A 26,663-nucleotide genomic window follows, 5' to 3' on the forward strand; every position below is an offset into this window, starting at 1 on the left:
CCGCCCGCCCGAGCCCGTGGCGGCGGAGGCAGCGGACGCCGGCCCCGGGGACGCCGGGGTGATTGCCGGGCCCCAGATGGGCACCCCGGCCTCCGAGCTGGTGGCGGGCTTCCGCGGCTGTTTCATCCGCTCCGTGCCCGTCACGGTGGAAGGGCGGGGAATGCGGGACACCTGGCAGCTGAGCGACCGGGCGGCCTGCCAGCTGGAGTACCCCACCCACCGCGACACCTCGCTGGTGATTGAAGACGGCCGGGTGTTGGCGCTGTTACCCAAGAGCGCCATGCGGACCGTGCGCCGTTATGCGGACGGCGGCACGGTGCCCGAGACCGATGCCGGGCGTTGAACCTTTCTCATTCAAGAGCTGACGACCTTCGATGAACGAACAGACCTTCATGAAGTTGATGCGTGTGCTGCCCAAGTCGGCGGTGTCCTCCGCGGTGGGCCTGGCCACGCGCCTGCCCGCGCCCGCGCCGGTGCACCACTGGGCCATGCGCGCCTTCGCCAAGGCGTACAACGTGGACATGGAGGAGGCGGAGCACGCCTTCGAGAAGTACCCGACCTTCGCCCAGTTCTTCACCCGCGGCCTGAAGCCGGGCCTGCGCCCGGTGGACGCCGGTGAGAAGGTCGTCGTGTCCCCGGTGGACGGCCGCGTGTCGCAGGTGGGCTACGCGGACAACGGCCGGTGCCTGCAGGCCAAGGGCATCGAGTACACGGTGGACGAGCTGCTGGGTGACGCGCAGGCCGCGAAGCCCTTCCACGGCGGCGCCTGGACGACGGTGTACCTGTCCCCGCGCGACTACCACCGCATCCACTCGCCGCTGGGCGGCACCATCACCGGGTACGCGTACATCCCGGGTGAGTTCTGGCCGGTGAACCCCGCGTCGGTGAAGAACAAGCAGTCGCTGTTCTGCGTGAACGAGCGGCTCATCACGTACCTGGACACCGTGGCCGGCAAGGTGGCGGTGGTGAAGGTGGGCGCCACCTGCGTGTCGCGCATCAAGGCGTCCTACGAGGACATCACCACGCACATCGGGCAGCCCGGCAAGGTGCACCAGTACGGCACGGCCATCCCGGTGGAGAAGGGTGGCGAGCTGGGCCGCTTCGAGATGGGCTCCACCGTCATCCTCTGCTTCGAGCCCGGCCGCGTGCGCTGGGACGACAGCATGCAGCCGGAAGCGGTGGTGCGCATGGGCACGCGTATCGGAGTCATCACGTGAGCCAGAAGATCAACGGCGTGAAGGGGATGAACGACCTTCTGCCGGGCGAGATTGAAGTGTGGCAGTTCGTCGAGTCCACCGCGCGCACGCTGTTCGGCCGCTTCGGCTACGGCGAGGTGCGCACGCCCATGGTGGAGGACACCGCGCTCTTCGTGCGCAGCGTGGGCGAGGAGACGGACATCGTCGGCAAGGAGATGTACACCTTCGAGGACAAGGGCGGCCGCAGCCTGTCCCTGCGTCCGGAGGGCACCGCGCCGGCGGCGCGCGCGTACATCGAGCACTCGGTGAACAACCAGGAGCCGGTGTCGCGCTGGTTCTACACGGGGCCCATGTTCCGCTACGAGCGGATGCAGACGGGCCGCTACCGTCAGTTCTACCAGATTGGCGCGGAGGCCTACGGCGCCAAGGAGCCCGCGCAGGACGCGGAGCTGATGGACATGGTGGTGCAGTTCCTGGAGGCCCTGGGCCTTCAGGAGGTCACCCTGAACATCAACTCGCTGGGCGACGAGAACTGCCGGCCCGCGTACCACGCGAAGCTGGTGGACTACCTCAAGTCCCACCGCGAGGAGCTGTGCGGGGACTGCCAGCAGCGGCTGGAGCGCAACCCGCTGCGCGTGCTCGACTGCAAGAACGAGAAGTGCCAGGCGGTGGCCGCCGCCGGCCCCAACGTGCTCGAGTTCCTGTGCGAGCCGTGCCGCACGCACTTCACGGACCTGCAGCGCAAGCTGGGCGCGCTGGGCGTGCGCTACGTGGTGAACCACCGGCTGGTGCGCGGCCTGGACTACTACACGCGCACCGTCTTCGAGTTCATCGCCGCGCACCCCGCGCTGCGCACGGCCAGCACCGTGGGCGGCGGCGGGCGCTACGACAAGATGATGAAGGGCCTGGGCGGGCCGGACGTGCCCGCGGTGGGCTTCGCCATGGGCCTGGACCGGCTGGTGCTGCTGCTCAAGGAGAGCGGCAAGACGTTCATCCAGCGGCCGGACCTGTTCATCGCCGTGGACGAGACGAGCCACGACGAAGGCCTGAAGCTGGCCAGCCGCCTGCGCCGCGAGGGCCTGAAGGTGGACTTCGACACGCGCGGCGGCAGCCTCAAGAGCCAGATGAAGCGCGCGGACAAGTCCGGCGCCCGCTTCACGCTGGTGCTGGGCGAGCAGGAGCGCACCAGCGGCCAGGCGAAGCTCAAGCCCATGGCCGGCGGTGACTCCGTGCCCGTCGCGCTCGACAACGTGGCCGCCACCGTGCGCGCCCAGCCGGAAGCCCCGGCCCAGGCCCCGGTGTCCTGATCCAGCCCCCCTCCGGCATGACGCGCCCGGCCGGAGGGGAGGGGGGGCGGCCCGTCTTCCCTGAAAATCCCGGAGTAAAGGTGTCAAGTGCCCTAAGTCCTGGGAATCGCTGGGGGAAGGTGGGCCAGGGGATTCGCGAGGGTTGAGAGTTTGGAGTACCTTCGGCCTGCAATGTCGAGCGCTCCCCAGCCCGTCTCCGTGATCGATGGCCCTCGCTGGATCCCCGTCGCCGGGGACAGCATGTGGCCGTCGTTGCGCGCGGGGGACGTGGCGGAGGTGGAGCCGCTGGTGGACGCGCCTCGCCCGGGTGAGGTGGTGCTGGCGCGCTTCGAGTCCTCGCTGGTGCTGCACCGGGTGCGCTGGTGCGACGGCAGCCTGTGCGCGCTTCGCGGGGACAACGGCGTCATGGAAGATCCGCCGCTGCCGCTCATCCGTATCCTGGGGCGTGCGCGGCGTGTGCGCCGGGGCGGAGCGCTGCTGGAGATGGACCGCTGGGACGTGGGGCCTCGGCGCCTGGGCCGCTGGCGCGCGACGCTGAAGCGACAGCTGGCCTCGTGGCTGGGAAGGCCGGGCCGCGCATGAGCTTTCCGGAAGGCAGCGTTCCCCGGCGGCGTGCGGGGACCTCGGGGGAGGGCTTCGGCGCGGACTTCCTGGTGCTGGACGCGGAGGGGCGCACGCTGCGCGGGCTCAACCCGACGGCGGCGCGCATCTGGGCGCTGTGCGATGGACAGCGCACGGCCCGGGCAGTGGCGGAGCAGGTGGCTTCCGAGTTTTCGACCGACGTCGGTCCGGTGCTGGCCGACACGCTGCGCTTCCTGGGGGAGCTCCAGCGCAAGGGCCTGTTGGACGAAGTGCGCGCGCCGGCCGGTGCCGCGCCTCTGGAGGAGACATGATGCGGGCGCGCGTAGCCGTGCTGGCGGGTGCGATGGTGCTGTCGGCGTGCTCGGAAGGGGTGTCCCCCCTGCCGCCGCCGGCCGTGAAGCCGGGGCCTGACAAGGGCTCCGTCACCTCCGTGGATCCGACCGACGTGCTGGCCGGTGGCGGGAGCGTGGCCCGGCCACCCCCGGCTCCCGCCGTGGAGGAGCCGCCACCGGAAGAGCCGCCTCCGCCGGAGGTGCTGCCGCCCCCGACCGGGAGCGCGGAGGTGGTGGGCGCGGGCTCGGAGCCCACGGCCCTGTCCGAGGTGCAGCAGGTGGACGTGGACTTCGTGGTCAGCGGCGTGCCCCACAAGGGCCAGGTGGACGTGGAGTTCATCGCGCCGGGCGGGCGTCCGTACGAGAAGCGGAGCGCCACGGTGGTGGCGCCGCCGGACGAGTCGCGCACGCTGCGCTATTCGCTGCCGGTGGCGGGCACGCCGGTGTCCATGGCGCGCATGACGGGCACCTGGCAGGTGCGCTTCTTCCTGGATGGGGCGCAGCTGGCCGCCACGTCCTTCACCCTGGAGCCGTGACGTGAGGCACGCCATGAACGTCCGCATCCTCGCGCTCGCCGCCGTGCTGCTGCCCGCGGTGGGCTTCTCCCAGACCTGGTCCGCGCGCCCCATCCCCGCCGCCGGAGAGACGGTCGCGCGCGTGGTGATGGAAGACGCGTCCGAGCTCGTCGTGGAGGTGACGAACACGACCAATGCCACGAGAGACGCCCGCCTGTCGGAGGTCTCCTTCGTCCTGCCCACGGGCTACCAGCTGCTGGGCGGCCTGCCGGCGGAGGAGAACCCGGACTGGAAGGTCGAGTACATCGACTCCAACGTGCGGCGCATCACCTTCCAGTCCACGAAGGGCTGCGTGGACGACGGGCGCGGCCTGGATCGCAACCAGTCCGCGCGCTTCGTGCTGAACGTGGTGGCCCCGGGCAACCGCTCCACCGACAACAACACCGAGCGCTTCGCGGCGGGCACGTACGCCCGCGACCAGTGCGGCGGCACGAACTACACCTTCAACATCAACAGCATGACCGCGTGGACGCGGGCCATCCTGATCACGAACGTGACGCTGGCGCCGCGCATGCTGGCGGTCAACGGCACCACCGCGGCGCGCGTGGTGGTGGAGAACCGCGGCACCGGCACGGCCTCCGTGGCCGTGGACAATCCCACGTCCACGACCGGTGCGCCGCTCACCACCGTGAGCAAGGTCCCCTCGAACAACGTGTCCGTGGCGGCGCGTGCCGCGGGCGTCATCGCGGTCAATCTGCGGGCCACCGCCGCCGGCGCCGGGGCCGCTCGCGTCCGGGCGCGCGCGACGAACGCGAACGCTCCGCTGGCGGACTCGCCCATGGGGGACGTGGGCAACCTGGCGGCGGCGGCGGACATGGACGTCGTGGACGCCTTCAGCGGAGAGCAGGTGACGCTGCGCCTCTCGGTGTTCAACACGTCCAGCGCGAACACGTACACCCAGGTGCGCCCGCGCACGCCGGTGCTGCTGGGCAGCGCGACGGCGTCGCTCGTGTCCGGTCCGTCGCCGGAGAGCGTGGCGCAGCTGGCGCCGGGAGCCTCCGCGCAGTTCACGTGGCGCTACCAGGTGTCCGGGTCGCCGGGCGCCAGCTACCAGTTCCAGGCGCAGGTGGACGGGACGCTCAACGGTTCCTCCGTGGCAGGGGACGCGGTGACGGCGCGCAAGGGCCGCATCGTGGAGCACCGCGTGCGGCTGAGCCAGGAGACGGTGTCCACCGCGGCCACGGGCGTGACGGTGGCGTACACGGTGCAGAACCGGGGCACGCTGCCCATCTACGAAGTGAAGCTGTTCAAGCCCGCGGTGAACTACTTCTCCGTGGCCGCGTCGGGCCCGCAGCCGTTCGGGGACTGGGCCGTCTCCACGGACGCGGCCGGCTACAACTGGGAGTCGGAGACCGGCATCCCGGTGGGCGGCGAGGCCACCTTCCGCATCACCTATTCGGGCTTCACGGCCGTCACCGCGGACACGGCGTTCCGCCACCGGCTGGAGCTGAACCAGGGCTGGAACGATCCGCGCATCCGCGTGGAGGCGATGATGACGCTGCTCGCGGTCACCGCGTCCCCGGACGTGGAGCGCCTCACCGGCGTGGCCCGCGACGGCAGCGTGACGCTCACGTGGGACAACCCCTTCAACCACGGCGGCACCCTGGTGCTGCGCGCGGAGGGGACCCGGCCCAACACCGCGCCCACCAGCGGCGTGCGCTACGCGGTGGGGGACACGGTGGGCAACGCGACGGTGGCGTACATGGACGAGTTCAGCTCCGCGTCGTCCTTCACGGACACGGCCGTGACCAACGGCACGACGTACGTCTACCGCGTGTTCAACGCGGATGATCATCTGCGCTACGGGCCGGGCAACCAGCCTACGTCGCAGGGCCTCCTGGCCGCGCCCCGGGCGCGCGTCGCGGGCAATCCGCTGTGGTGCTACTCGGTGGGCCTGTCCTCGCTGCTCCAGCCCGTCACCGAGCTGGGCGTGGGCATCTTCAGCTCGTACAACGACTCGATCGTGGGCTCGCTCACGAACACCGTGAACCCCTCCGAGGACGGCGCGGAGCGCTTCCGGCCGGTGAAGATGACGGGCCTGATTGGCAGCCGCTTCCCGGTGGTGCCGCTGTTGGGCCGGCCCGGGCAGCAGTGGATCGTCGTGGGCGACCAGTCCGGCGTGCCGGCGGTGCTCAACGCGGCCACGGGCGAGTTCCTGTGGCGCAACACCACGCTGGGCCTGGGGAACATCAGCTCGTTCCCGGTGACGCAGCTGTTGGACTACGCGAACCCGGAGTACCGGACGACGCACTCGAACATCGACCTGGCCATCTTCGCCACGCGCAACACGTCCGCGCTGAACCAGGTGGTCGCGCTGAACGCGGCCACGGGCGCGCTCATCTGGCGCTACCGCCCCGGAGACCTGGGCATGGTCAGCGGCGGCATGCTGGTGGACTACACGACGAACCGCCTCTACGTGGCGACCAAGTCGGGCACCAGCACGGCCACGCTGCGCGTGCTCAACAGCCTCACGGGCGCGGAGGTGGCGCGGCTGGCGCTGGGCGACCTGGAGTTCGGCGTGGTCCGCAACGCCACGAGCAACCAGATCCTCGTCACCGCCAACGACGGCCGGGTGTACGGCGTGAACCCGGCCACGTACGCGACGGCCTGGACGGTCACCGTGCGGCCCACCACCGCGCGGGCCTTCACCCACTTCGCGCGGCCGCTGGGCAAGGGCTTCGTGGTGAGCACGGCGGACGGCAGGGTGGAGCGCTATGAGATGGACGCGACCAACGTGCCGAAGTTGATGTGGACCACGCCCGTCGCGGGGCCGGCCGGCTCCTTCACCCTCAACCAGAACGGCGTGGCGCGCATCTACGTCGGCAGCTCGGATGGCAAGGTGCACCAGCTGGAGTCGGAGACGGGGTTGGACTCCGGGCAGGTGACCGTGTCGTCGGCGCAGGCCATCGGCACGCCGACCATCGACAACGTCGTTGCGCGGTTGCATGTCGGTACCGCGGATGGTCGAATCTGTGCCTTCCCGGTGCCCTTCTAGGTGGGCCAACACGTGAGCCAACGCCCTGCACAGCCTCCCGTGGGTCCGTCCCTGCCGAAGCCGCCGGCCGCGCCCGAGGTGTACGTGCCTCCCGCCATCGTGTGGGAGCAGCCCTTCGTCGCGCTGGCGCAGATCTCCATGTGCACCATCCCCGGCGAATCGGAGTGCGTGCCGTGAACGGCGGGGACCCCTCGCCGGGTCCCCGTGACGCGGTCCTCCGGATCACCCTGGCCAGGTGGACGGTGGCGCTCGAGGTCGAGGACGCGGCGCTCGCGGCCCCGCTCCAGCGCGTGTTCGGCGCGTTCCGTGCTCCCGATGCCGTGGCCTCCGACGAGGCCCGGCTGGTGATGCGCAACCCTCCCAGCCCTGTTTCTCCCCCCACCGTGCAGGAGCTGCCCCGGCTGGAGCCCGGTGACGCAGGGACGCTGCGCGTGGAGGGCGCCGGATATTCGGCCATGCTCTCCCGGGACCGGTGCCGCGCGGACGTCGTCGGAACCGGGCGGTACCCGGTGGAGAACGTGATCAAGATCATGCTCGCGTCCGCGCTGGCGAAGCGGGGCGGGCTGCTCGTGCACGGCGTGGGATTGGCGCACGAGGGCCGGGCCGCGCTGTTCGTGGGGCACTCCGGCGCGGGCAAGAGCACCCTGGGCGGGCTGTGGCGCGACGCGGGCGGGACGGTGCTCGCGGATGAGCTGGTGGCGGTGTGGCCCGGAGAGGACGGGACGTGGCGCGCTGCGGGGACTCCCTGGAACGTGCCGGTCCGCACCCCCGAGGCGTCGCTCGTCGCGGTGGGCACGCTGGGCTGGGACGCGGCTTCGCGGTGGGAGGCGCAGGGGGCAGGGGAGGTGGCCCGCGTGCTGCTCTTGAATGCCCTGCTGCCGGAGCCCACGCCCTCGGGCCGGGGAGCGCTGGTGGGCGCGGCCGGACGCGTGCTGTCGTCCGTGGAGACGGCCCGGCTCGTGTTCGCGCGGGATGCCAGCGCGGCGGCGGTGGTGCGGGCGCGGCTGGCTTGAGCGGGGGCTCGCGCTTGCCTCGCGTCTGCGTTACAGCGGGCGTGGGAGGCGGACGCTGGTGGCTGAGACGCGGGTGCCGTTGACGGTGATCGCTGGACCCACGGCGTCTGGGAAGACGGCGCTGGCCATCGAGTGGGCTCGCGCGGGCGGCGGCGAGATTGTCTCCGCGGACTCGCAGCAGGTGTACCGCGCCTTCGACATCGGCACCGCGAAGCCCTCCGCCGAGGAGCTGGCCGCCGTGCCGCACCACCTGGTCTCCTGCGTGGATCCGCTCGAGCCCTTCTCCGCCGCCGAGTACCAACGCCGCGCGGACGCGGCCATCGCGGACATCGCGTCACGGGGCCGGCCGGTGTTCGTCGTCGGTGGCACCGGCCTGTACCTGCGCGTCCTCTTGCACGGCGTGGTGGACGCGCCCGGGGCCCTGCCTTCGCTGCGCGCGGAGCTGGAGGCGCTGGCGGCGGAGCAGGGGAGGGAGGCCGTGCACCGCCGGCTGTCCGAGGTGGACCCCGAGACCGCGGCGAGGCTGCCTCCCCAGGACCTGGTGCGCGTCGTCCGCGCCCTGGAGATCCACGCGCAGACAGGCGTGCCCGCGTCCGAGTTCCGCCGCGCCCACGCCTTCGCGCCGGACCGCTACCCCTTCCAGCTCTACGTGCTGGATCCGCCGCGCGACTCCCTCTACGCGGCCATCAACGCGCGCACGCAGGCGCTCTTCTCCCGGGGGATCGTGGAGGAGACTCGGGCCTTGATGGATCAGGGCTACGCGGACGCGGCCCCCATGCGCAGCGTCGGCTACGTGCAGGCCCGCGCGGTGGTGGAGGGGCGGATGACCCGCGAGGAGGCCATCGCCGACACCGCGCAGGAGACCCGGCGCTACGCCAAGCGGCAGCTCACGTGGTTTCGCAAGGAGCCCGGCGCGGTGTTCCTCGCGCCGCCGTACACGCGTCCTGCCCTGTAGTCGCGGCGGACCGCTTTGGCCCCTGCTCGCCGTGCCGGCTCATTTCGTCCGTTGGCGCGGATTGTTCGCGCCCGGTCGCGCGCCCATCTTCCACGAGGAAACGCTACCCCCACCTCCACTCCCGGACCGGCAGGCGGCCGAGGGCCCGACGCGGGGCAGCCATCACCGTGGAGATCGCCATGCGAACGAACGTCGAACGCGCGCCGGAGACCCGGCCGGACCGTCCTCCCAGGGGAGCCTCCGCCATGTGGGGCGGCCCCTTCATCCTGGGCCTGCTGACGGCCATCGCGGGGGTCGTGCTGCTGGGCGGCACGTTCTTCACCAGCATGGTCACCATCTTCTTCGTGGGAATGATGCTGGTGGTTGGCGGCGTCCTCGAAATCGCCGCGGCGATTCGCTCCCGCAACGAGAGCCGGAGCGCCTTCTGGTCCTTCATGCTCGGCGGCGTACTCACCACCGTCGTCGGCATCCTCACCGTCATGTACCCGGCCGCGGGGCTGGCCTCACTGACGCTGCTGATCGCCGGCTACTTCTTCGCCAGCGGCCTCTTCCACGTCATCACCGCCGTCATGGACCGCTACTTCCAGTGGGGATGGGACCTGGCCTACGGCCTCATCTCCCTGGTCCTGGGCCTCAGCGTGATGGCTCGATGGCCCACGTCCTCGGTGTGGCTCGTGGGCACCATGGTGGGGCTCGCCGTCTTCTTCCGAGGCATCTCCATGATGTCCGGCTCGCTCATCCTGCGCCGGGGCCTGCGGCACGTGGAGGCCTGAGCCGCCCGGCTCCCTTGTTCACCTTGGGTGAACAAGGGATATCGGCGGGTGAAGTTTCAGCCGGAAACCGGCGTCGGTGTTCGGCGCCGGACCGGTTCGCGGGCTACTTCGCCTTCGTGTGCGCGTCGTCGAACAGGTCGGCGAACTGATCCCGCGACACGTGCTTCAGGTCGCCCTTCGCGTCCTGCTGCTCCAGCGTGAAGTCGTGGATGGTGCCGCGCACCAGGTACTCCTGATCCCGCTTGGAGTTCATCATCGCGCGCTCGCGGTAGGTGAAGCGCTCCTTCGTCGGATCCACGCCGACGTCCGCCAGGAACTTCCGCTCGTGCGGCTCCGGCTGCCACACCGGCTTGCCGGGCTGGCTGCGGTTGACGGCCGTCTCGTCCAGGCCCGGCTGCGTGGACGTGCGGATGTCGCGCTGGATGTCGAACTGATCGAACACGTCTCCGCCCTTCACGTCACGGGACGGGTTGTGGACGATGCGGCTCTTGCCGTAGTCCGGGTTGTCCACGAGCTTCTTCTCCGTGGCCTTGCCGTCCACGCCCACGGGCACGCCGCTGAAGGACGTGTAGGGCGAGTGCGCCTTCGTCTCCTTCGCGCCGTCCACGTGCGCGGTGAGCGTCACCGTGCGGTCCTTCGCGTCCACCGGCTGCAGCTTGCCGCCGCGGTCGATGGCGGACTTCGGCGTGTCGTACTTCGGCTGGACCTCGTTGAAGGGGAAGTTGTCCCGGCGGGTCAGCTCCACGTCCGGCCGGATGCGCGGCGCGAACTGGTTGTTGCCGCCGTCGCGCCGGTCCTCGGCGTTCATGATGTCGCTCATGATGTCGTGCTGCTGGAACTTGATGCGGTTCTGGTCCGCCTGCGTCTTGAGCGCCTTGTCCTCCGGCGACAGCACCTTGGTGGAGAAGGTGCGCTGGATCTGCGGCGTGTGCTTCAGCAGCTGGGTGGACGTCTGGCCAACGCGAAAGAACTTCGTGGCGAGCATGAGGGACTCCCTTTGAGTGGAGCATGAAGTGCGAAGATTCATGCTTTTGTAGGGATTATCCCGTCGATGTGATCTGGGTTGCGTACAGGTAGGTGTCAGGACGCAAAACGGTCTTCGCCAAATGTTTCCATGGCGGCGGGCCGGATGACGTCACGCGGCGCGGCGAGCGGGTCCGGCACGCGGCCGGTGAGCTGGCACAGGAGGCGGTCCGGGTTCACCGGCTTGGGGAGGAAGGCCTCCGCGCCCGCGTCGAGCGCGCGCTGACGCACGTGCGGACGGTTGAGGCCGCTCATCACCAGCACGCGCGTGTCGCGGGTGAGCGGGTGCTGCTTGAGGCCTTCGCACAGGCGCAGGCCGTCCACCCAGTGCAGCACCACGTCCAGGAGGATGGCGGTGGGCGGACGCCGCGCCACCGCGCAGAACAGCGCCAGCTCATCCGCGAAGGCCACCACGCGCGCGCCGGTGCTCTCCAACAGCAGCGTGAGCGCCTCGCGCGTGTCCGCGTCGTCGTCCACCACGTAGTACAGGTCCGGCTCCACCTCCGGAATCACCGTGGGCACGGGCTCGATGGGCGTGCGCAGCCACGAGCCCACCACCTCGCGCACGCCGGACCAGCGCGCCGCGGACAGCAGACCCAGCGGAGTGGGGGAGCTCAGACCCAGCACGCCGCCGCCGTACACGCCGGCCGACGCATGCTTCGCCCGCGCCGACACGAACGCCGCCGGGGCCCGCTTGCCCGCGCGCCGCAGCCACGCGATGGAGCGCGCACCGGCCGCCGCGTCCTCCATCAGCTCGCCCAGCCCGTCGCGCACGTAGCGGCGCTCCAGCGAGGGCGCGTCCAGCCCACCATCCAGCAGCGCCACGGCGGCGCGGCTGCACGACGCCAGCGTCTCCGACAGGCCCACCTGCAGCGGGTGGCCGAAGGCCGCGGGGCCCACCACCAGCTGCCCGGGCGCCACCAGCGTGCGGCCGGGGCCGAAGGGCAGGCGCGTGGTCTCCAGGGTCGTGACCTCGAAGCCCTCCTCCAGGAGGCCGTCACGCGCGGCCATCATCAACACCTGGCACAGGTCCGCGGGCGTCACCGCCGCGCCGAAGGCCAGCGCGTACACGGACGACGCGCCCGGGATGAGGAACAGCGCGTCCACCGAAGGCAGCGGAGACACCCACAGCCGGGCCACCGGCGCCAGCTCCCGGCCCGGCATCCCGCCCTGGATGCGCGCCTGCACCGCCGGCATGGACGGCGCCGGCTTGAAGCCCTTGAAGAACGCGTCACCCAAAAGCGGCCCCGCGCCCGCGGCCAGCGCCACCGCGTGGAAGCGCTCGCCGCTGCCCTGCGCGCGGACCACCAGCGGGCCCGCGTTGCGCACCGCCGTGGGGGCGTCCGGAGCCGGCGCCTGCCGCTCCACGCGCTCCACGTGGCGGTTCACGAACCGGGCGCCCTGCGCGCTGGCCGCCGTGGACAGCACGTGGCGCACCATGTCCAGGCCGCCTTCACCCTTGGGCCAGCCGTCCACGACCCACAGGCCGCCGGCCGCGCACGGCAAGAGCTCGCGCTCGCCCTGGGAGATGATCTCCACGCCGCGCAGCTCGTGCGCGCGCCACTCCGGAGGAATGCGGCAGCCCAGCGCGGCCAGCCGTGAGCGGCACTCCGGCGTGAGCAGGGCAGGGGGCGCGGTGCGCTCCTCCGTGCCCCCCGCGTAGACGCGGACGTCCAGGGCCACGCCCCGCGCACGTCCGTTGAAGAGAAGGGAGGCCGCGAGCCCCGCCCCGGCGATACCGCCGCCGACGATCGCCACCCTCGAACCACTCGCCAGCTTGCTGGTCCCGCTCATCGCGCGCCCTCGTTCCCGTCCCGCCGTCAGTGCCGCTGTGCCGCGGAGGTGTGCAGCGACCGGCCGTAGACAACGACCCGGTCGCGCCCCTCGCGCTTGGCCTCGTAGAGCGCGGCGTCCGCCGCCTTCAGCAAGGCCTCCGTGCTCTCGCGCGGGGAGTCGGCCGTGTGGTCCGCCACGCCCACGCTGATGCTCAACCCGAAGGGCGCCGGGCGCCCGTCACCGCGCTGCACGTTCACGCCGCGCAGCTCCGAGCGCAGGCGCTCCGCGAACACCGCGGCCTCCATCGACGTCTGGTGCGGCAGGAGCACGACGAACTCGTCGCCGCCGAAGCGCGCCGCGAAGTCGGACTCGCGCAGGTTGCCCTGCATGAGGGTGGCCAGGGCCAGGATGGCGCGGTTGCCCACGTCGTGGCCCATGCCGTCGTTGATGGCCTTCAGGTGGTCCAGGTCGATGACCACCACGCTCAGCGCGTAGCCGTAGCGCTGGGCGCGCTTGAACTCGTCCTCCAGCCGCACGGACAGCGCCCGGAAGTTCGCCAGGCCCGTGAGCGCGTCCGTCTGCGCCAGCACCTGGAGCTTGCGCTGCTGCTCGCTCTGGCGCACCGCGCGGTCGATGCGGGCGAGCAGTTCGCGCGAGCTCGCCGGCTTGTGGATGAAGTCCACGGCGCCCATCTCCAGGCATCGCTCCAGGGTCGCTTCGTCCGCGTCCCCCGTGAGGAAGATGACCGGCACCATCTCCGTGCGCACGTCGCCCTGGAGCGTCTCCAGGACCGCCAGCCCATCCCCGGAGGGCAGGAAGCGATCCAGGAGGACCAGGTCCGGGCGGTGCTCGCGCGCCAGCTCCACCCCCGCGTCCGCGTCCGAAGCCGCGAGCACGTCGAAGCGCGGGGCGAGCAGGTCCATCAGCCCTTCGCGCACGCCGATGTCGTCCTCGATGATGAGCAGGAGCGCGCGCTCACTGCTGCGGCCGTGCCGTTCCATGAACTGGTTCGCTCCGCTCGGTTGTCCCGAAATGGCAGGCCGAAAGTCTCGGGCGCCACGCCCTTCCAGGTGCTCCCCACGCCCTTGCGCCCCACGCGCACCCGCCGCCGCCCCGTCTTGCAAGCACCCACCCACCCATCCAAACTTCACCCGAGACCTCCGGCTGCCAAGCCCGTCCGCCTCCGCGGGGGCTTTGGGAACCTTCCCGCCCCGGTCGCCCGCGTGCCCCTGCCCGAGAGCAAGCCGTGTGCCCCGCGCTTCATGCGCCGGACGGCCTCTTTTCAGGGGGTTGCACAGGGGCCCGCGCGACAGCCAACAAGACGGCCGGAAGACGTTGCAGCGTGGGGGCGGCACGCACGGTAGGAATTGCCGGACGCGGGGCCGCCCGGCGTCGTGCGCGCGGGTGGGGTGGGGCGGCTGATCCGTTGGAAACTCCCCGGAAGCGCGCGTGTAGGCAGCGCCTCGACGGGATGGCCAGAGGGGCCCGGGCGCCAGGTCGGTGGCGCCGGGCCCACACTCCAGCGGACTTCAGCGCCGGTGGGTGAACTGCACGCGACGGCCGCCACCCTGGGGCGGCATCATCGGCGGCGCTTCCAGGCCGAACTGCCACCAGAGCGGCTCATAGGGCTTCATCTTCAGGCGCTTGTCGTTCTGCAGCTGGGCGAGGCTGCCCTTGAGCTTCTCGTCGGACGGGTTCTGCTCCACGCCGCGCGCGAGCACGCGCTGGGCCGCGTCCTTGTCCTTCAGCTGCAGCAGGCACCAGGCGTAGACGGCCCAGACAATGGACTCCTTCTTGCCGCTCTTGGCGGCGGACTCGAAGGAGGCCTTCATGGCGGGCACGTCGTTGCGGCGGAAGTGCAGGGCGCCCTCCATGGCCTTGGCCATGTAGTTGCGCGTGCTGGCCTTCTCCAGGTGGGGCTTCGCGCCGTCCAGATCCTTGATCATGTACTTCAGCATGCCGATCTGGGCGTGGATCTCCGGGCCGATGAGGAACTGCCACTTGTCCCAGACCAGGCCCTGCTCCAGCGTCTTGACGGCCCGGTCCACGCGGCCCTGGGCCTCCTTCTGGTTGGCGGGCTGCCCCTGCAGGTCGTTCTGCACCGTCGTCATCAGCGCCTGGACGCGGGTGGAGACCCGGCGGGCGAGGATGATGTAGGTGGCGAAGAAGACGATGACGCCGGGCACGATGCCGGCCCACCAGGAGAAGCCGCCGGCGAGCTTCACCAGCACGCCGACCGCCAGCCCCACGGCCAGGGAGATGAGGAGGTTGTACATGCGCTGCCCCTTTAGCGGTGTGCGTGGACCACCGCAATCTTCGGATGCACACGAACCGAAGGCGCGATATACGTTCGGCCGCCTCGCTCACACCCAAGGGGCCCTCTGTCGAAATTGGTAGACGAGGCGGACTCAAAATCCGCTGCGGCTGACCCCGCGTCCCGGTTCGAGTCCGGGGAGGGCCATCTTCAAACGCAGACCCGGCGCCCGAGATGCCGTCCCTTCCGGGCGCCCTAACGTGAAAGCGATCCCCTGTCCCCCGCGCTGGAAGACGCGATGAAGGTCCTGCTGGTCGAGGATGATCCAAGCCTCCGCGAGGGAATGGGAGAGCTGGTCTCCGAGCTGGCGGACGTGCAGGCGGTGGGCACCCTCGACGAAGCGCTTCGCGCCCTGGCGGCGGACCGCTTCGAGCTGGTGATGACCGACATGCGCATCGCGGGCGGGCACACGGACGGCCGGGGCGTCCTCCAGGCCGCGCGCCGACAGCGCCACCCGGTGGCCATCGTCAGCGCCGCCGGTCCGCAGGAGGTCGCCCAGGTCCTGCACCCCTCGGAGCCGGACGCGCTGCTGATCAAGCCCTTCCAGGTGGACGACATCATGGAGCTGGTCGAGCGCTTCCTCGCGCTCAAGCGCCAGGTGGTCGCCGCCGCCGGGGAGCCCCTGGATGGGGATTCTCCTGAGTGGAAAGAGGCATCACCCGGAGTAAAGTCCGCGGACCCGGCCCGGGATGGCGCCCGGCTGTGGCTGCGGCTGGCGCCGGAGGCGGCCTTCCCCTGGAGCCATCCCCGGTCCGCCCACGGCATCCTCCTGGTGGAGGGCGACCTGGAGCTGGACGGCGAGCGCTATGCGGCGCCCTGCTACCTGTTCCTGTCCCTGGGCGCGTCGCCGCAGGTGAAGACGCGGGCCGGCGCGCTGGCTGTGTGCGTGCCGCTGCGCGGTTAGGCGACGAGGTCAACCCGTGGACATCCCCCTCTGGCCCACGCCGCATGATCCGTCACGTCTCGGGCGTCCGTCCCGGCGCGCGGCCACCGCGGCGGTGGAGACGCACATCGCCGTCCTCAAGGGCGAGCCGCTGAAGGCCGCGCTCGCAACCGCGCTGCGGGAGGCGGAGGGGCTGGGCGGGCAGGAGCGGCGCTTCGTGGCCCTGGCGGCGCGCGAGCTGTCCCGGCACACGCGGCTGTTGGACCTGGCGGCGCGGCAGCTGGGGCACTCGCCGGGGAAGCACGCGCTCACGGAGGACCAGGCGCTGGTGCGCTACACGCTCTGGCGGCGCCTCTTCTGTGGTGAAGGCTGGGCACGCATCGGGCCGGAGGTGAAGCTGCCGGGGCCGGTGCGTCCGCGCACGCTGCATGACGCGGTGCTGGAGGGGCTGGCGACGAAGCCCCTGGAAGAGCCCGCCGCGCCGGAAGGGCCCGAGGCCGTCGTCGAGCGGCTGGCCACCCGGTACTCGTTCCCCGGCTGGCTCACGCAGCGGCTGGCGCAGGTGTACCCGGAAGGGACGCTCGCCGGGCTGATGGCATCCCTGGATGAAGAGCCGTCGCTGCACTTCCGCGCGCGGCCGCCGGGGACCCGGGACGCGGTGCTCGCGGCGCTGGCGGAGGAGGGCGTGGCGGTGGAGGCGGTGACGTGCGCGCCAGACGCGCTGCGCGTCTCGGACTCCAGCCACCGCATCTTCGAGTCGAAGACGATGAAGGCCCGGCGGCTCCAGGTGCAGGACGTGGGCAGCCAGCTCATCGTCCTGGCGTGCCTGCCTCCCGGTGCGAGCCTCACGGGGCTCACCGTGGCGGACGTGTGCGCGGGGGCCGGCGGCAAGACGCTGGGGCTCGCGGACCTGGTGGGCGCGAAGGGGAAGGTGCTCGCGGGGGACCGCTCCAAGCGCCGGCTGTCGGACGCGCGCGAGCGGGTGCGCGAGTTCGGCCTCAAGCAGGTGACGTTCCCGCACCCGGTGCCGCTGGAGGCGGTGGACGTGGTGCTGGTGGACGCGCCGTGCAGCGGCACGGGGTCGCTCGCGCGCGAGCCGGATCAGAAGTGGAAGCTGTCCGCGAAGGCCATCACGGAGTTCCAGGCCACGCAGTCCGCGCTGCTCGCGGAGGTGGCCGCGAAGGTGAAGCCCGGCGCTCGCATCGTCTACGCGACGTGCTCCGTGCTGCCGGAGGAGAACGACGCGGTGGTGGAGGGCTTCCTCAAGAAGCACCCGGACTTCGCGCTGGAGCCGGTGGGGGAGGGATGGGCGCCGGAGCATCAGGTGGGGGTGGACGGCCCCTACCTGCGTGCCCTGCCTCCCCGGATCCCCGGCGGGGGCTTCTTCGCCGCCCGGCTGGTCCGCAAGGCGGGTTGACAGTCGCCGAGCCGCCACGTTACGCACGAACGACCTTCTCCTCTCCCGAGGGTGACAGCCGTGGCGGCAGATCCGAAGCAGTCCGAAGTGATGCGGCAGATCAACGAAGCCTTCCAGGCGGCCGAGGCCAAGCTGGCCAGGCTGCGGGACGCCGTCGAGCGCAACACGGAGCTGGCGCGGGCCAACGGCAAGGCCGCCTTCCTCAAGGACAAGAAGGAGCAGACCCACCGCGAGCTGGGCGAGGCCGTCTGGCAGGCCGTCCAGGCGGGCCGGCTGGAGCTGCCCGCGAACTTCGCCCGGCTGCTGCAGAACATCGCGGCGGCGGAGAAGGCGGCGGCGGACCACGCCGCGTCCCTCACCGACCTGCTCCGGGAAGGAGAAGAGGTGGCGGACCGTTTGAAGGTAAAAACCGTCGCGAAGCCGCAAAAAGTTGTGGCGTCCGGGACGAAGAAGCCATAGAAGTCGCCCCGCCTCACGGCACGGACCGCCCCCCACGGCGGACCCGGGCAGCACGCAGCAAAGAAGGGGCTATAGCTCAGCTGGGAGAGCGCTTGAATGGCATTCAAGAGGTCACCGGTTCGATCCCGGTTAGCTCCACACTGAATTGAGAGAGGCCCGCGAGAGAAATCTCGCGGGCCTTTCGCTTTTCCGGTCCCCGGAGGCCTCTGGGCGCTACGGGGCCGCCGGGACGTCGCGGGGCAGCCGCACGGTGAAGGTGGTGCCGGCCTCGGCGGTGGACACCACGGTGATGTCGCCCCCGTGGGCCTCCACCAGCTGTTTCACGATGTAGAGCCCCAGGCCGATGCTCCGGCTGCTGTGGTCCACCTCGCCGCTGGCGCGCTGGAGGGGCTGGAAGAGGCGGCCCAGGCGCTCCGGCGGAATGGGGGCGCCCGCGTTGTGGATGGACAGCGTCACGGCGTCGTCCTCGCCGTGGGTCTCCACGAGGACGGCGGTGTCCCGGGGGCTGTACTTCAGCGCGTTGGTCACCAGGTTCTGGGCCAGCTGTCCCAGCCGGTCCGGATCCCAGAAGCCCTGGCCGCTGCCGCCCCGGCGCCGGCGGATCTCCCGGTCCGGGTGCGTGGCTTCAATCTCCTCCAGCACGCCGTCGACGATCTCGTGCACGTCCGACGCGCGCCGCTGGATGTTCAGCCCGCCGCCCAGGCGCGCCTGGGTGAAGTCGAGCAGGTCGCGGATCATCCGGTGGGCCCGCTCCGCGGCGGATTGGATGCGGCTGACGGCCTTGGTGCTGCGCTCGTCCAGCTCCTCGCGGCGCATCAGGCTGGCGGCGCCCAGGAGGATGGCGCTCACGGGGTTGCGCAGGTCGTGGCTCACGATGCCAATGAGCTGCTGCTCGAAGTCCGCGCGCTGCTGCTGCTGGGCCTGGGCCTGGCGCAGCTCGTGGACGTCCATGGACGTGCCCACCCACTTCAGCACCCGGCCCTCGGCGTCCCGCACGGACATGGCGCGCACCAGGTGCCAGCGGTACTGGCCATCCCGGTAGCGCACCCGGTGCTCGGCCTGGTAGCGGTCGCCGTGCGCCAGCGCCTCCACCCAGGCCCGGCCGCTGGCGGGCAGATCATCAGGGTGGATGACGCTCCGGTAGCCCCGGTCGAGCAGCGTCTCCGCGCTCACGCCGGTCTCCTCCGTCAGCACGCCGTTGACGTAGGTGATGGCGCCATCCGGGGCGGTGACGAAGACGGCCTCCGGCAGCGCCTCGGCCAGCGTGCGGAACTCCTCCTCGCTGCGGCGCAGGGCGTCCTCGGCGGCCTTTCGCTGGGTGACGTCCTGCATGGCCCCCACCATTCGCAGCGCGGTGCCGGCGGCGTCGCGCACCACCCAGCCCCGGTCCTCCACCTGGGCATAGGTGCCGTCCGCCTTGCGGAAGCGGTACTCGGCGCGCCAGTCGCTGTTGGTGGGCGCTTCCGCGATGGCGTGGAGGCTTTCGGCGGCCTGCTTGCGGTCCTCCGGGTGGACGGCCTCCGTCCACCAGTCCAGCGCCGTGGGCACCGAGCCCACCGCGTAGCCGAAGAGGGTGTAGATGCCCTCGCTCCAGGTGAGCTGCTGGGTGCTCAGGTCCAGGTCCCAGACGGCGTCCTTCGTGGCGCGGGTGGCCAGCCGGTAGCGCGTCTCCGACAGCTTGAGCGCCTGGAGCAGCTCCTCGCGCTGGGCGCGGGCCCTGGCGGCGTTCACCGTCCCCTCCAGGCGGGCCACCAGCTCGCGCACGCCGAACGGCTTCACCAGGTAGTCGTCCGCGCCGGCGGTGAGGCCCTCCACCTTGGCCTCCTCGCCCGCGCGCGCGGACAGGAGGATGACGGGGACGTGGGCCGTGCGCGGATCCGCCTTCAGCTCGCGCAACAGTCCGAAGCCGTCCAGGCCCGGCATCATCACGTCCGTCAGCATCACGTCCGGAGGATGCTCGCGCGCTGCCTCCAGCGCGGCGCGGCCATCCGCCACCGCCGTCACCGTGAAGCGCCCCTCCAGCGACCGGCGCACGTAGTCGCGCATGTCCGCGTTGTCGTCCGCCAGCAGCACGTGGCCCCGCACCAGCCCCGGCTGCGCCTCCGGGACGGGCACCACCGCCGGTGCGTCGTCCGCCGCGCCCGACACCCACAGCGCGGCCTCCTGGACGTAGAGCTCCGGGTTCGGGGTGAGGCTGATGTCCCCCGACGGGGCCCGCAGCTGCTCCGGCGGCAGGTGCGCCGTGCCGGTGGGCAGCGTCACCGTGAACGTGCTGCCCTGGCCCAGGGTGCTTCGCGCGAAGACGCGGCCGCCGTGCAGCTCCACCAGCTCGCGCACCAGCGCCAGGCCAATGCCGCTGCCCTCATGGCTGCGGCCCCGGGCGCCCTCCACCCGGTGGAAGCGGTCGAAGACGCGGGGCAGCTGATCCTCGGGGATGCCCGTGCCGGTGTCGCTGACGGTCAGCTCCACCTGGCCTTCGTGCTCGCGCAGGCGGACGGCGAGGGTGCCCTGGAAGGTGAACTTGAAGGCGTTGGAGAGCAGGTTGAGGACGACCTTCTCCCAGAGATCGCGGTCCACCCAGACGGGCATGGACAGGTGGGGGCAGTCCACCTCCAGCCGCAGCCCCGCCTTCGTCACCACCGAGTCGAACGCGCCCGCGAGCCCCGCGGTGAGCGGCCCCAGGTCCGTGGGCTCGAAGGCGGCCCGCATGCGGCCCGCCTCCAGGCGGCTGAAGTCGAGCAGGCTGTTGACCAGCTTGAGCAGCCGCTGGCTGTTGCGGTGGACCAGGGACAGCTGCTCCCGGTGCCAGGCTGCGAGGGGATGCTGCTGATCCGCGAGCACGTCCCCCAGCGGCCCCAGCATGAGCGTCAGCGGCGTGCGGAACTCGTGGCTGACGTTGGAGAAGAAGGCCGTCTTCGCCCGGTCCAGCTCCGCCAGGGACTCCGCCTGCCGCCGGGCGTCCTCGTACGCGCGAGCCCCGGAGAGGGCCGCGCCCAGCCCGCCCGCCACCAGCTCCAGGAACGACAGGTATGACGCATCCGCGGGCACCCGGGGGGACAGGCCCAGCACCAGCAGGCCCGCCGGGCTCGACTCACCGGAGCGGGCCATGGGCAGCACCAGCGCGGAGTCCGGCTGCGGCACGCCGTCCCGCAGGGGGAGGGGACCGAAGCGCGCCTGGAGCCCGGTGACGCGCTCGGCCTGTCCGGAGCGGGCCACCTGGGCCAGGGGCCAGGGAGAGGCCGCGCCCGGCTCCAGGCTCACCTCTTCGGGACTGAAGGGGCCCTCCGCCTCCAGGCCCAGGTGCCCCGCCCGGCGGGCCCGGCGGCCGTCCGCGTCCATGAGGTAGAGCATCGCGAAGGGCAGGTCCGCGGGGTTGGTGGCGAGCGCCTCCAGGCCGTGCGTGCATGCGTCCTGGACCTCGCGCCTCCCGCCCGCGCGCGAGGCCACCTCCTGCAGCGTCAGGAGGCGGCGCGCGTCCAGCACCTGGCCGGTGGTCTCCACCACCGTGTCGAGCACGCCGTTGACCGCGCCGGACTCGTCGCGGACGGGGCTGTAGCAGAAGGTGAAGTAGGTCTCCTCCAGGAAGCCGTTGCGCTCGATGAAGAGGCGCTGGTTCTCCGTCATGAGGAAGCGGCCCTCGCGGCGGACCTGCTCCACCCACGGGCTGATCAGCTCCCAGACCTCCGCCCAGACCTCGCGCCCGGGCCGCCCCATGGCGGCGGGGTGCTTGCCGCCCAGGATGCGGCTGTACGCGTCGTTATAGAGCTTCACCGCGTCCGGCCCCCAGAACACCATCATGGGGAAGCCCGACGTCAGGCACACGCTGGCGATGGTGCGCAGGGATTGCGGCCAGGAGGACACCGGACCGAGCGGCGTCTTCGACCAGTCCATGGACCGCATCAGCGCGCCCATTTCGCCGCCCCCGGCGAGCACCTCCCGGGTCGCGCGGTCGGCGCCCCCGTCGCCGGACGTGCTGGATCCTTCGATCATCCCCGTTGCCTAACCGAAGCGCCGTGCGGGAACCAGTGGTGGGGAAGGGGAAGCCGGCCGCTCCGGGGGCTGGCTGCCCGCCAGCGTTCACGCCGGAACGGTGCGGCGTGGCCGCCCACACTCCGGAAGCACCGGACGGGGCGGCCACATCACCTGGCGCGGACTACTTGCCCGCGAAGATGTTCATCACGTCCTTGAGCAGCTTGATGGACTCGTCGTGCGGACGCTGGAAGGCGTTGCGGCCCATGATGGAGCCGAAGCCGCCGCCCTGGTGGATCTGCCGGATGTCCTCGATGAGGGCGCCCGTCTCCTTCGCCTCGCCGCCGGAGAAGATGACGATGCGCTTGCCGTTGAACGCGGAGCGCACCACCTCGCGCACGCGGTCCGCGAGCGTCTTGGTGGAGATGTTCGCCTTCTCGAAGGCCTTCTTCGCCTCCGCCTGCTCCAGGTGGTCCGAGGGCGGCTTCACCTTGATGATGTGCGCGCCCATCTGCGCGCTGATCTGCGCCGCGTACGCCACCACGTCGATGGCCGTCTCACCCTCCTTGGACAGGGCGCCGCGCGGGTAGGCCCACAGCACCGTGGGCAGGCCGTAGGACTTGGCCTCCGCGATGATGTCGCGCAGGTCCTGGTACTGCTCGTTGCGGGCCGCGGAGCCCGGGTAGATGGTGTAGCCCACCGCCGCGCAGCCCAGACGCACCGCGTCCTTCACGGACGACGTCACCGCGGACATGGGCGCGGCCGTCTTGGCCAGCGAGTCGGAGTTGTTCACCTTCAGGATGAGGGGAATCTCACCCGCGAGCTTGCCCGCGATGGCCTCCAGGAAGCCCAGCGGCGCCGCGTACGCGTTGCAGCCGGACTCGATGGCCAGCTGCGCGTGGTAGTCCGGATCATACCCGGCGGGGTTCGGACCGAAGGAGCGCGCGGGGCCGTGCTCGAAGCCCTGATCCACCGGCAGGATGACCAGCTTGCCCGTGCCGGCGAGCGTGCCGTGGTTCAGCAGGCGCGCCAGGTTCGTCAGCGTGCCGGGGTTGTCGGAGGGGTACCACGAGAGGATCTGCTTGACGCGGTCGGTGTAGGCCATGGGTTTTCCTCGAAGGAAGGCGTCGGAACCGGCGCGGGATTCTGCGTTCCTTGCCCGCGCCGACCAAGCTTTGTCTCTACCGGATGTCGGCGACTGTCACGCCCTCTACCGCCTCGCCGCGCGAGCCGACTGGAGGGAAGCCGACATCTGGCCCTCCGGGAAGGTGCACAGAAATGCTGCGCCGTCGCGGGCTTCCGGATATGCCCGGCCGCACACGAGGCGGACCACAGCATGGGCAGAGAAGTCGGCAAGGTCGTCGCAGTGGCAATGATGCTCACCGGTGGCGTGGCGGGCGCGCAGATCTCGCCCACGACAGCTCCCTCGAATGCTCCTGGAACAGGGGCGCCGGGGACCGCGACTCCCTCGCCGGGCAACCTGTCCCCGGGCACCGTGCCCACGCCTTCGCCCGGCACCCCCCCGTCTCCCGGCCCCACCGGCACGGGCTCCTCCGCCGCCAACCCCACGCCGGGCACGCGCGCGCCGCTGCCGAGCCCCACCGCCGTCAACCCCGGTCCGGCCGCCGAGCCAGGCAACGCCGCCCAGGGCGCCACCACCGGCACGCCCAAGCCACCGGCCGCCACGCCGGGCGCGAAGGACCTGGGCACGCCGCCCATCGCTCCCGGCTCGGGGGACGGCGCGCGGGGCGACCTCACCCCGGGCACGCCCCGGGGCGCCCCGGAGGAGGCCCAGGCTCCGGGCACCGGCCAGGCCACGAGGATTCCGAAGGGGCCCATCACCCTGGCCCAGCTGGTGGCGCGGGCGCGCACGCAGGACGCGCGCGTGGCGGAGGCCAGCGCGGAGCTGCGCAAGTTCCAGGCGCTGCATGATCAGGCCCGCTGGGCGTGGTTCCCCCGGTTCGAGATCACCGTGGGCGCGGGCGGCCCCGTCCCCGAGGCGCGCAACAACGGCCTGGGCGGCCCCCCCACCACGGAGGCGTCGCTGGAGGGCGACTGGAACTTCGGCAAGGTGGGCGTGACGGTGTTCTCCACCGGCAACGCGGTGCTGCCGCTGTACACGTTCGGCAAGCTCTCCGCGCTGGAGAAGGCCGGCGAGCAGGGCCCCAAGGTGGGCGCGGCGCTGCGCGAGCGTGCGCGCGCGGAGGCCGGCTTCCAGGCCGCGCAGGCGTACTACGGCTACCAGCTGGCCCGCGCGGGCCTGAAGCAGCTGGAGGACGTGTCCAAGCGCCTCAAGGACGCGGGCGACAAGATCGACGCGCTCCTCAAGGAGGACTCGGATCAGGTGACGAAGCTGGACACGTACAAGCTGGGGTACTTCCGCCAGCTGGTGGAGTCCCAGCGCGCCACCGCCCTCCAGGGCGAGCAGTTCGCGCTCACCGCCATCCGGCTGCTCGCGGGCGCGACGCCGGAGGAGCAGGTGGACGTGGTGGAGGAGGACCTGCCGCTCCAGGAGGAGGTGAAGGTGCCCGACCTGGAGACCGCGCTGAAGGAGGCCAACGAGCGCCGTCCGGAGCTCAAGGCCATCGCCGCGGGCATCATCGCGCGCGAGCAGGAGGTCATCATCCGCGAGCGCAGCTACTACCCGGACCTGGGACTCGCGGGCTACTACGACGTCCGCTGGACGAGCAGCGCCACGCGCCAGCGCAGCCCCTTCGCCTACGACCCCTTCAACGACCGCACCGCGGGCCTGGGCCTGGTCATCCGGGGCACCTTCGACATCCCCATCAAGGACGCGCAGCTGGAGCAGGCCCGCGCGGAGCTGGACAAGATGCACGCGCAGGAGCTGACGCTGAAGGCCGGCATCCGGCTGGAGGTGACCCAGGCGCAGGGGCAGCTGGCCGCGGCCTACGCGCGCGCGAAGTCCTTCACGGAGGCGGAGAAGAACGCGAAGCGCTGGGCCACCGCCGCCTACGCCGCGTTCGATCTGGGCACGGGCGACACGCGGGAGCTGGTGGACGCCTTCACCGCGCTGGCGCAGGCCTCCGCCGAGCGCGGCAAGAGCTGGCACGACGTGCGCGTCGGCCTGGCGTCACTTGCCCGCGTCACCGGTGCCGTCCCCACGACGGATGAATAACCCTTTCAGGCTGCCAGTCCGAACAGGTGTCGTCACACCTGACCTTCAACCCGGAGCTTCATCCCTATGATTGCTTCCCTGCTTGCCGCCACGCTGCTCGCCGCCGCTCCCGTGAGCCCGCTCAACGTGGTGAAGGACGGCAACGCCGCCGTGCAGAAGGCGGCCAACGCCCCTGGCGCCACCGTGCAGTCCCTGGCCACCGTCGTGGAGTCCTTCGTGGACTTCCAGGAGCTCGCCAAGCGCGCCCTGGGTGAGAAGGCCTGGAAGGGCCTCACCCCCGCCCAGCAGAAGGAGTTCACCGACACCATGACGGGCCTGCTGCGCGCCTCGTACGCCCAGAAGGCCATCGGCCAGGCGAAGGCGGACGTGAAGTACGGCAAGGAGAGCGTGCAGGGGACCGAGGCCACGGTCGACACCGAGCTCACCGTGAAGAAGGACCAGGTCCCGGTGAACTACAAGCTCTACAAGGCGTCGGCCAAGGCGGACTGGCGCATCTACGACGTCGTCACCGACGACGTGTCCCTGGTGGACACCTACAGCGGCCAGTTCAAGAAGATCCTCTCCACCAAGGGCTTTGACGGCCTGCTGACGACGCTCAAGTCCAAGCGCGCCCAGCTGGAGAAGGAGAACGCCAACACCAGCGCGGCCTCCGTGAACGAGTCCGCCGCCGGTGGCACGGGCGCCGCGCCCCAGGCGAAGTGAAGTAGGGGAGCCGGTGCAGTGTCCCTTCCGCCCGGGTGCCACCAGCGCCCGGGCGGACGTGTTTCAGGGCTTCGTCAAGCGGGCCGCTGGTAGACGCGGTACGTCTTGGAGCGCTGGCCGCCCATGGACTCGATGGCGCGGTTGACCAGGTGGTTGTCCTCCAGCGTCCACGAAATCTCGCCGCCCGTGTACCCCAGCTCCTTCGCGGTGCGCAGGGTGTCCAGGTAGAGGATGGCGTCCAGGCCTCGGCGCCGGTAGCCCTCCTTGATGCCCAGCGTGAGCAGGCGCAGCCGCTTGAGCTTGCGCGACGCCAGCACCAGCTTCACCAGGCCAATGGGCAGGCCGAACGTCGTCAGCCGCCCGTTGGCCGCCTGGAACGCGGGGTTCGCATCCGGCAGCGTCATGGAGAAGGCGACGGGCTCACCCTTCACCTCCGCGATGAGCACCAGCTCCGGACGCACGATGGCCTTCATCTCCTTGGCCATGTGCTCGAACTCGCGGTCCGTGAAGGGGATGAAGCCCCAGTTCTTCTCCCAGGCCGCGTTGTAGATCTGCTTGATGCGGGCGACCTCGGCGGGGAAGTCCTTCAGGTTCACCGCGCGCACGGTGACGCCCTCGCGCTGGCGGATCTTCTCCGCGATGCGCGCCACCTTCTCCGGCGGCGGCGTGGACGAGGACAGCTCGTAGGCGAACAGGTCCTTCGCCTTGGTGAAGCCGCACGTCTCCAGCAGGCCCGCGTAGTACGCCGGGTTGTAGGGCATCATCAGCGCGGGAGGGCTGTCGTAGCCCTCCACGAGCAGGCCCCAGTCCTGGTTGGAGGAGAAGTTGGCCGGCCCCAGCACGGTGTCGATGCCGCGCGCCTTCAGCCACGCGCCGGCCGCGTCCAACAGGCCCCGGGCCACGCCCGCGTCGTTCACGCACTCGAAGAGGCCGAAGAAGCCCTCCTTCGTGCCGTGGAACTCCATGTGGCGCGGGTTCTTGATGGCCGCCACCCGGCCCACCACGTCCTGCCCGCGGCGGGCGAGGAACAGCTCCACCTCCGCGTAGTCGAAGAAGGGGTTCTTCTTCGGGTCCAGGAAGTCGCGGCGCTCCATCTCCAGCGGAGGGACCCAGTTCGGATCATCCCGGTAGAGCGAGTACGGCAGCCGGATGAACGCCGTCCGGTCCGCCGCGCCGCGCACAGGGGTCACCTGCACGTCGGAGGGCATGGGAGTAGGGGAGGAGGCGGCTTCGTGCTGGGCGGGGTGGGCCATGGG

At 71.3% G+C, this 26,663-nt stretch carries 22 protein-coding genes, 2 tRNA genes and 1 pseudogene; 18 read left to right on the top strand and 7 right to left on the bottom strand.

Going from position 1 to position 26,663, the window contains the following annotated elements:
• From D7X96_RS31655 to D7X96_RS31700, 11 genes and pseudogenes are all read left to right on the top strand, one after another.
• Positions 1-343, top strand: a pseudogene (locus D7X96_RS31655) (hypothetical protein); the annotation flags it as partial.
• Positions 344-374: 31 nt separating this feature from the next.
• Entirely contained in the window at positions 375-1,217 is an 843-nt protein-coding gene (gene asd, locus D7X96_RS31660) for an archaetidylserine decarboxylase (protein WP_120552952.1), read from the top strand.
• A complete protein-coding gene (hisS, locus tag D7X96_RS31665; RefSeq protein ID WP_121771440.1) occupies positions 1,214-2,503 on the top strand; it encodes a histidine--tRNA ligase in 1,290 nt (429 codons plus the stop codon). The genes asd and hisS overlap by 4 nt, the downstream gene beginning before the upstream one ends.
• Before the next feature lie 171 nt (positions 2,504-2,674).
• Complete coding sequence (locus D7X96_RS31670) at positions 2,675-3,085, top strand: S24/S26 family peptidase (protein ID WP_279637409.1); 411 nt, start codon at positions 2,675-2,677, stop codon at positions 3,083-3,085.
• Positions 3,082-3,396: a PqqD family protein gene (locus D7X96_RS31675; protein ID WP_120552950.1), complete on the top strand. Its 315-nt coding sequence runs from the start codon at positions 3,082-3,084 to the stop codon at positions 3,394-3,396. Before D7X96_RS31670 ends, D7X96_RS31675 begins: the two co-directional genes overlap by 4 nt.
• Entirely contained in the window at positions 3,393-3,953 is a 561-nt protein-coding gene (locus tag D7X96_RS31680) for a hypothetical protein (protein ID WP_121771441.1), read from the top strand. The genes D7X96_RS31675 and D7X96_RS31680 overlap by 4 nt, the downstream gene beginning before the upstream one ends.
• Before the next feature lie 13 nt (positions 3,954-3,966).
• A complete protein-coding gene (locus tag D7X96_RS31685; protein WP_121725017.1) occupies positions 3,967-6,987 on the top strand; it encodes an outer membrane protein assembly factor BamB family protein in 3,021 nt (1,006 codons plus the stop codon).
• Between the two features lie 12 nt (positions 6,988-6,999).
• Positions 7,000-7,164 (top strand): hypothetical protein, encoded by a 165-nt coding sequence (locus D7X96_RS40125; RefSeq protein WP_158626653.1) that lies wholly within the window; start codon positions 7,000-7,002, stop codon positions 7,162-7,164.
• The gene (locus D7X96_RS31690) at positions 7,161-8,000 is read left to right on the top strand and encodes a hypothetical protein (RefSeq protein ID WP_244219797.1); all 840 of its coding nucleotides are present in this window, start codon (positions 7,161-7,163) and stop codon (positions 7,998-8,000) included. The genes D7X96_RS40125 and D7X96_RS31690 overlap by 4 nt, the downstream gene beginning before the upstream one ends.
• A 73-nt stretch (positions 8,001-8,073) precedes the next feature.
• Complete coding sequence (gene miaA, locus D7X96_RS31695; protein WP_120553078.1) at positions 8,074-8,955, top strand: tRNA (adenosine(37)-N6)-dimethylallyltransferase MiaA; 882 nt, start codon at positions 8,074-8,076, stop codon at positions 8,953-8,955.
• 179 nt (positions 8,956-9,134) lie between these two features.
• Positions 9,135-9,728: an HdeD family acid-resistance protein gene (locus D7X96_RS31700; RefSeq protein ID WP_233610246.1), complete on the top strand. Its 594-nt coding sequence runs from the start codon at positions 9,135-9,137 to the stop codon at positions 9,726-9,728.
• A 103-nt stretch (positions 9,729-9,831) separates the two neighbouring features.
• On the opposite strand, the gene D7X96_RS31705 is transcribed toward D7X96_RS31700, so the two are convergent.
• From D7X96_RS31705 to D7X96_RS31720, 4 genes are all read right to left on the bottom strand, one after another.
• Positions 9,832-10,713, bottom strand: a complete 882-nt coding sequence (locus D7X96_RS31705; protein WP_121771443.1) for a hypothetical protein — start codon at positions 10,711-10,713, stop codon at positions 9,832-9,834.
• A 95-nt stretch (positions 10,714-10,808) separates the two neighbouring features.
• Positions 10,809-12,545, bottom strand: a complete 1,737-nt coding sequence (locus tag D7X96_RS31710) for a response regulator (protein WP_120553075.1) — start codon at positions 12,543-12,545, stop codon at positions 10,809-10,811.
• A gap of 26 nt (positions 12,546-12,571) precedes the next feature.
• Positions 12,572-13,528: a diguanylate cyclase gene (locus tag D7X96_RS31715; RefSeq protein WP_120553074.1), complete on the bottom strand. Its 957-nt coding sequence runs from the start codon at positions 13,526-13,528 to the stop codon at positions 12,572-12,574.
• Positions 13,529-14,056: 528 nt separating this feature from the next.
• Positions 14,057-14,803 (bottom strand): tetratricopeptide repeat protein, encoded by a 747-nt coding sequence (locus D7X96_RS31720; protein WP_120552593.1) that lies wholly within the window; start codon positions 14,801-14,803, stop codon positions 14,057-14,059.
• 99 nt (positions 14,804-14,902) lie between these two features.
• On the opposite strand from D7X96_RS31720, the gene D7X96_RS31725 reads away from it, so the two are divergent.
• The 5 genes from D7X96_RS31725 (at position 14,903) to D7X96_RS31745 (ending at position 17,738) form a co-directional block, all read left to right on the top strand.
• Positions 14,903-14,988 (top strand) — tRNA-Leu (locus D7X96_RS31725).
• A 91-nt stretch (positions 14,989-15,079) separates the two neighbouring features.
• Entirely contained in the window at positions 15,080-15,745 is a 666-nt protein-coding gene (locus tag D7X96_RS31730; RefSeq protein WP_121725568.1) for a response regulator, read from the top strand.
• 16 nt (positions 15,746-15,761) lie between these two features.
• On the top strand, positions 15,762-17,141 hold the full coding sequence (locus D7X96_RS31735; RefSeq protein ID WP_208647414.1) for an RsmB/NOP family class I SAM-dependent RNA methyltransferase: 1,380 nt from the start codon (positions 15,762-15,764) through the stop codon (positions 17,139-17,141).
• 60 nt (positions 17,142-17,201) lie between these two features.
• Complete coding sequence (locus tag D7X96_RS31740) at positions 17,202-17,600, top strand: hypothetical protein (protein ID WP_120552595.1); 399 nt, start codon at positions 17,202-17,204, stop codon at positions 17,598-17,600.
• Positions 17,601-17,665: 65 nt separating this feature from the next.
• Positions 17,666-17,738, top strand: a tRNA-Ala gene (locus tag D7X96_RS31745).
• Positions 17,739-17,813: 75 nt separating this feature from the next.
• On the opposite strand, the gene D7X96_RS31750 is transcribed toward D7X96_RS31745, so the two are convergent.
• Together D7X96_RS31750 and D7X96_RS31755 are read right to left on the bottom strand one after the other, a co-directional pair.
• Entirely contained in the window at positions 17,814-21,590 is a 3,777-nt protein-coding gene (locus tag D7X96_RS31750; protein WP_121771444.1) for an ATP-binding protein, read from the bottom strand.
• Between the two features lie 163 nt (positions 21,591-21,753).
• Positions 21,754-22,674: a class I fructose-bisphosphate aldolase gene (locus D7X96_RS31755; RefSeq protein WP_120552597.1), complete on the bottom strand. Its 921-nt coding sequence runs from the start codon at positions 22,672-22,674 to the stop codon at positions 21,754-21,756.
• 231 nt (positions 22,675-22,905) lie between these two features.
• Here D7X96_RS31755 and D7X96_RS31760 point away from each other — a divergent pair, with 231 nt between their 5' ends.
• Both D7X96_RS31760 and D7X96_RS31765 read left to right on the top strand, forming a co-directional pair.
• Entirely contained in the window at positions 22,906-24,705 is a 1,800-nt protein-coding gene (locus D7X96_RS31760; RefSeq protein WP_121771445.1) for a TolC family protein, read from the top strand.
• Positions 24,706-24,771: 66 nt separating this feature from the next.
• Positions 24,772-25,407 carry an MlaC/ttg2D family ABC transporter substrate-binding protein gene (locus D7X96_RS31765; protein WP_121771446.1) on the top strand — a complete coding sequence of 212 codons (636 nt, stop codon included), beginning with the start codon at positions 24,772-24,774 and terminating at the stop codon, positions 25,405-25,407.
• Positions 25,408-25,481: 74 nt separating this feature from the next.
• Here the strand turns inward: D7X96_RS31765 and D7X96_RS31770 are convergent, their stop codons facing one another.
• Positions 25,482-26,660, bottom strand: a complete 1,179-nt coding sequence (locus tag D7X96_RS31770) for a GNAT family N-acetyltransferase (RefSeq protein WP_120552600.1) — start codon at positions 26,658-26,660, stop codon at positions 25,482-25,484.
• Positions 26,661-26,663: the final 3 nt, after the last annotated feature.

This window comes from Corallococcus interemptor, from assembly GCF_003668875.1.
Lineage (GTDB): Bacteria > Myxococcota > Myxococcia > Myxococcales > Myxococcaceae > Corallococcus > Corallococcus interemptor.

What these genes read in the sequence shown, in the direction of transcription:
- asd (WP_120552952.1), top strand. Translation starts at nt 375, where the DNA reads ATGAACGAACAGACCTTCATGAAGTTGATGCGTGTGCTGCCCAAGTCG.
- D7X96_RS31670 (WP_279637409.1), top strand. Translation starts at nt 2,675, where the DNA reads ATGTCGAGCGCTCCCCAGCCCGTCTCCGTGATCGATGGCCCTCGCTGG.
- D7X96_RS31675 (WP_120552950.1), top strand. Translation starts at nt 3,082, where the DNA reads ATGAGCTTTCCGGAAGGCAGCGTTCCCCGGCGGCGTGCGGGGACCTCG.
- D7X96_RS31680 (WP_121771441.1), top strand. Translation starts at nt 3,393, where the DNA reads ATGATGCGGGCGCGCGTAGCCGTGCTGGCGGGTGCGATGGTGCTGTCG.
- D7X96_RS31685 (WP_121725017.1), top strand. Translation starts at nt 3,967, where the DNA reads ATGAACGTCCGCATCCTCGCGCTCGCCGCCGTGCTGCTGCCCGCGGTG.
- D7X96_RS31700 (WP_233610246.1), top strand. Translation starts at nt 9,135, where the DNA reads ATGCGAACGAACGTCGAACGCGCGCCGGAGACCCGGCCGGACCGTCCT.
- D7X96_RS31705 (WP_121771443.1), bottom strand. Translation starts at nt 10,713, where the DNA reads ATGCTCGCCACGAAGTTCTTTCGCGTTGGCCAGACGTCCACCCAGCTG.
- D7X96_RS31710 (WP_120553075.1), bottom strand. Translation starts at nt 12,545, where the DNA reads ATGAGCGGGACCAGCAAGCTGGCGAGTGGTTCGAGGGTGGCGATCGTC.
- D7X96_RS31715 (WP_120553074.1), bottom strand. Translation starts at nt 13,528, where the DNA reads ATGGAACGGCACGGCCGCAGCAGTGAGCGCGCGCTCCTGCTCATCATC.
- D7X96_RS31720 (WP_120552593.1), bottom strand. Translation starts at nt 14,803, where the DNA reads ATGTACAACCTCCTCATCTCCCTGGCCGTGGGGCTGGCGGTCGGCGTG.
- D7X96_RS31730 (WP_121725568.1), top strand. Translation starts at nt 15,080, where the DNA reads ATGAAGGTCCTGCTGGTCGAGGATGATCCAAGCCTCCGCGAGGGAATG.
- D7X96_RS31750 (WP_121771444.1), bottom strand. Translation starts at nt 21,590, where the DNA reads ATGATCGAAGGATCCAGCACGTCCGGCGACGGGGGCGCCGACCGCGCG.
- D7X96_RS31755 (WP_120552597.1), bottom strand. Translation starts at nt 22,674, where the DNA reads ATGGCCTACACCGACCGCGTCAAGCAGATCCTCTCGTGGTACCCCTCC.
- D7X96_RS31760 (WP_121771445.1), top strand. Translation starts at nt 22,906, where the DNA reads ATGGGCAGAGAAGTCGGCAAGGTCGTCGCAGTGGCAATGATGCTCACC.
- D7X96_RS31765 (WP_121771446.1), top strand. Translation starts at nt 24,772, where the DNA reads ATGATTGCTTCCCTGCTTGCCGCCACGCTGCTCGCCGCCGCTCCCGTG.
- D7X96_RS31770 (WP_120552600.1), bottom strand. Translation starts at nt 26,660, where the DNA reads ATGGCCCACCCCGCCCAGCACGAAGCCGCCTCCTCCCCTACTCCCATG.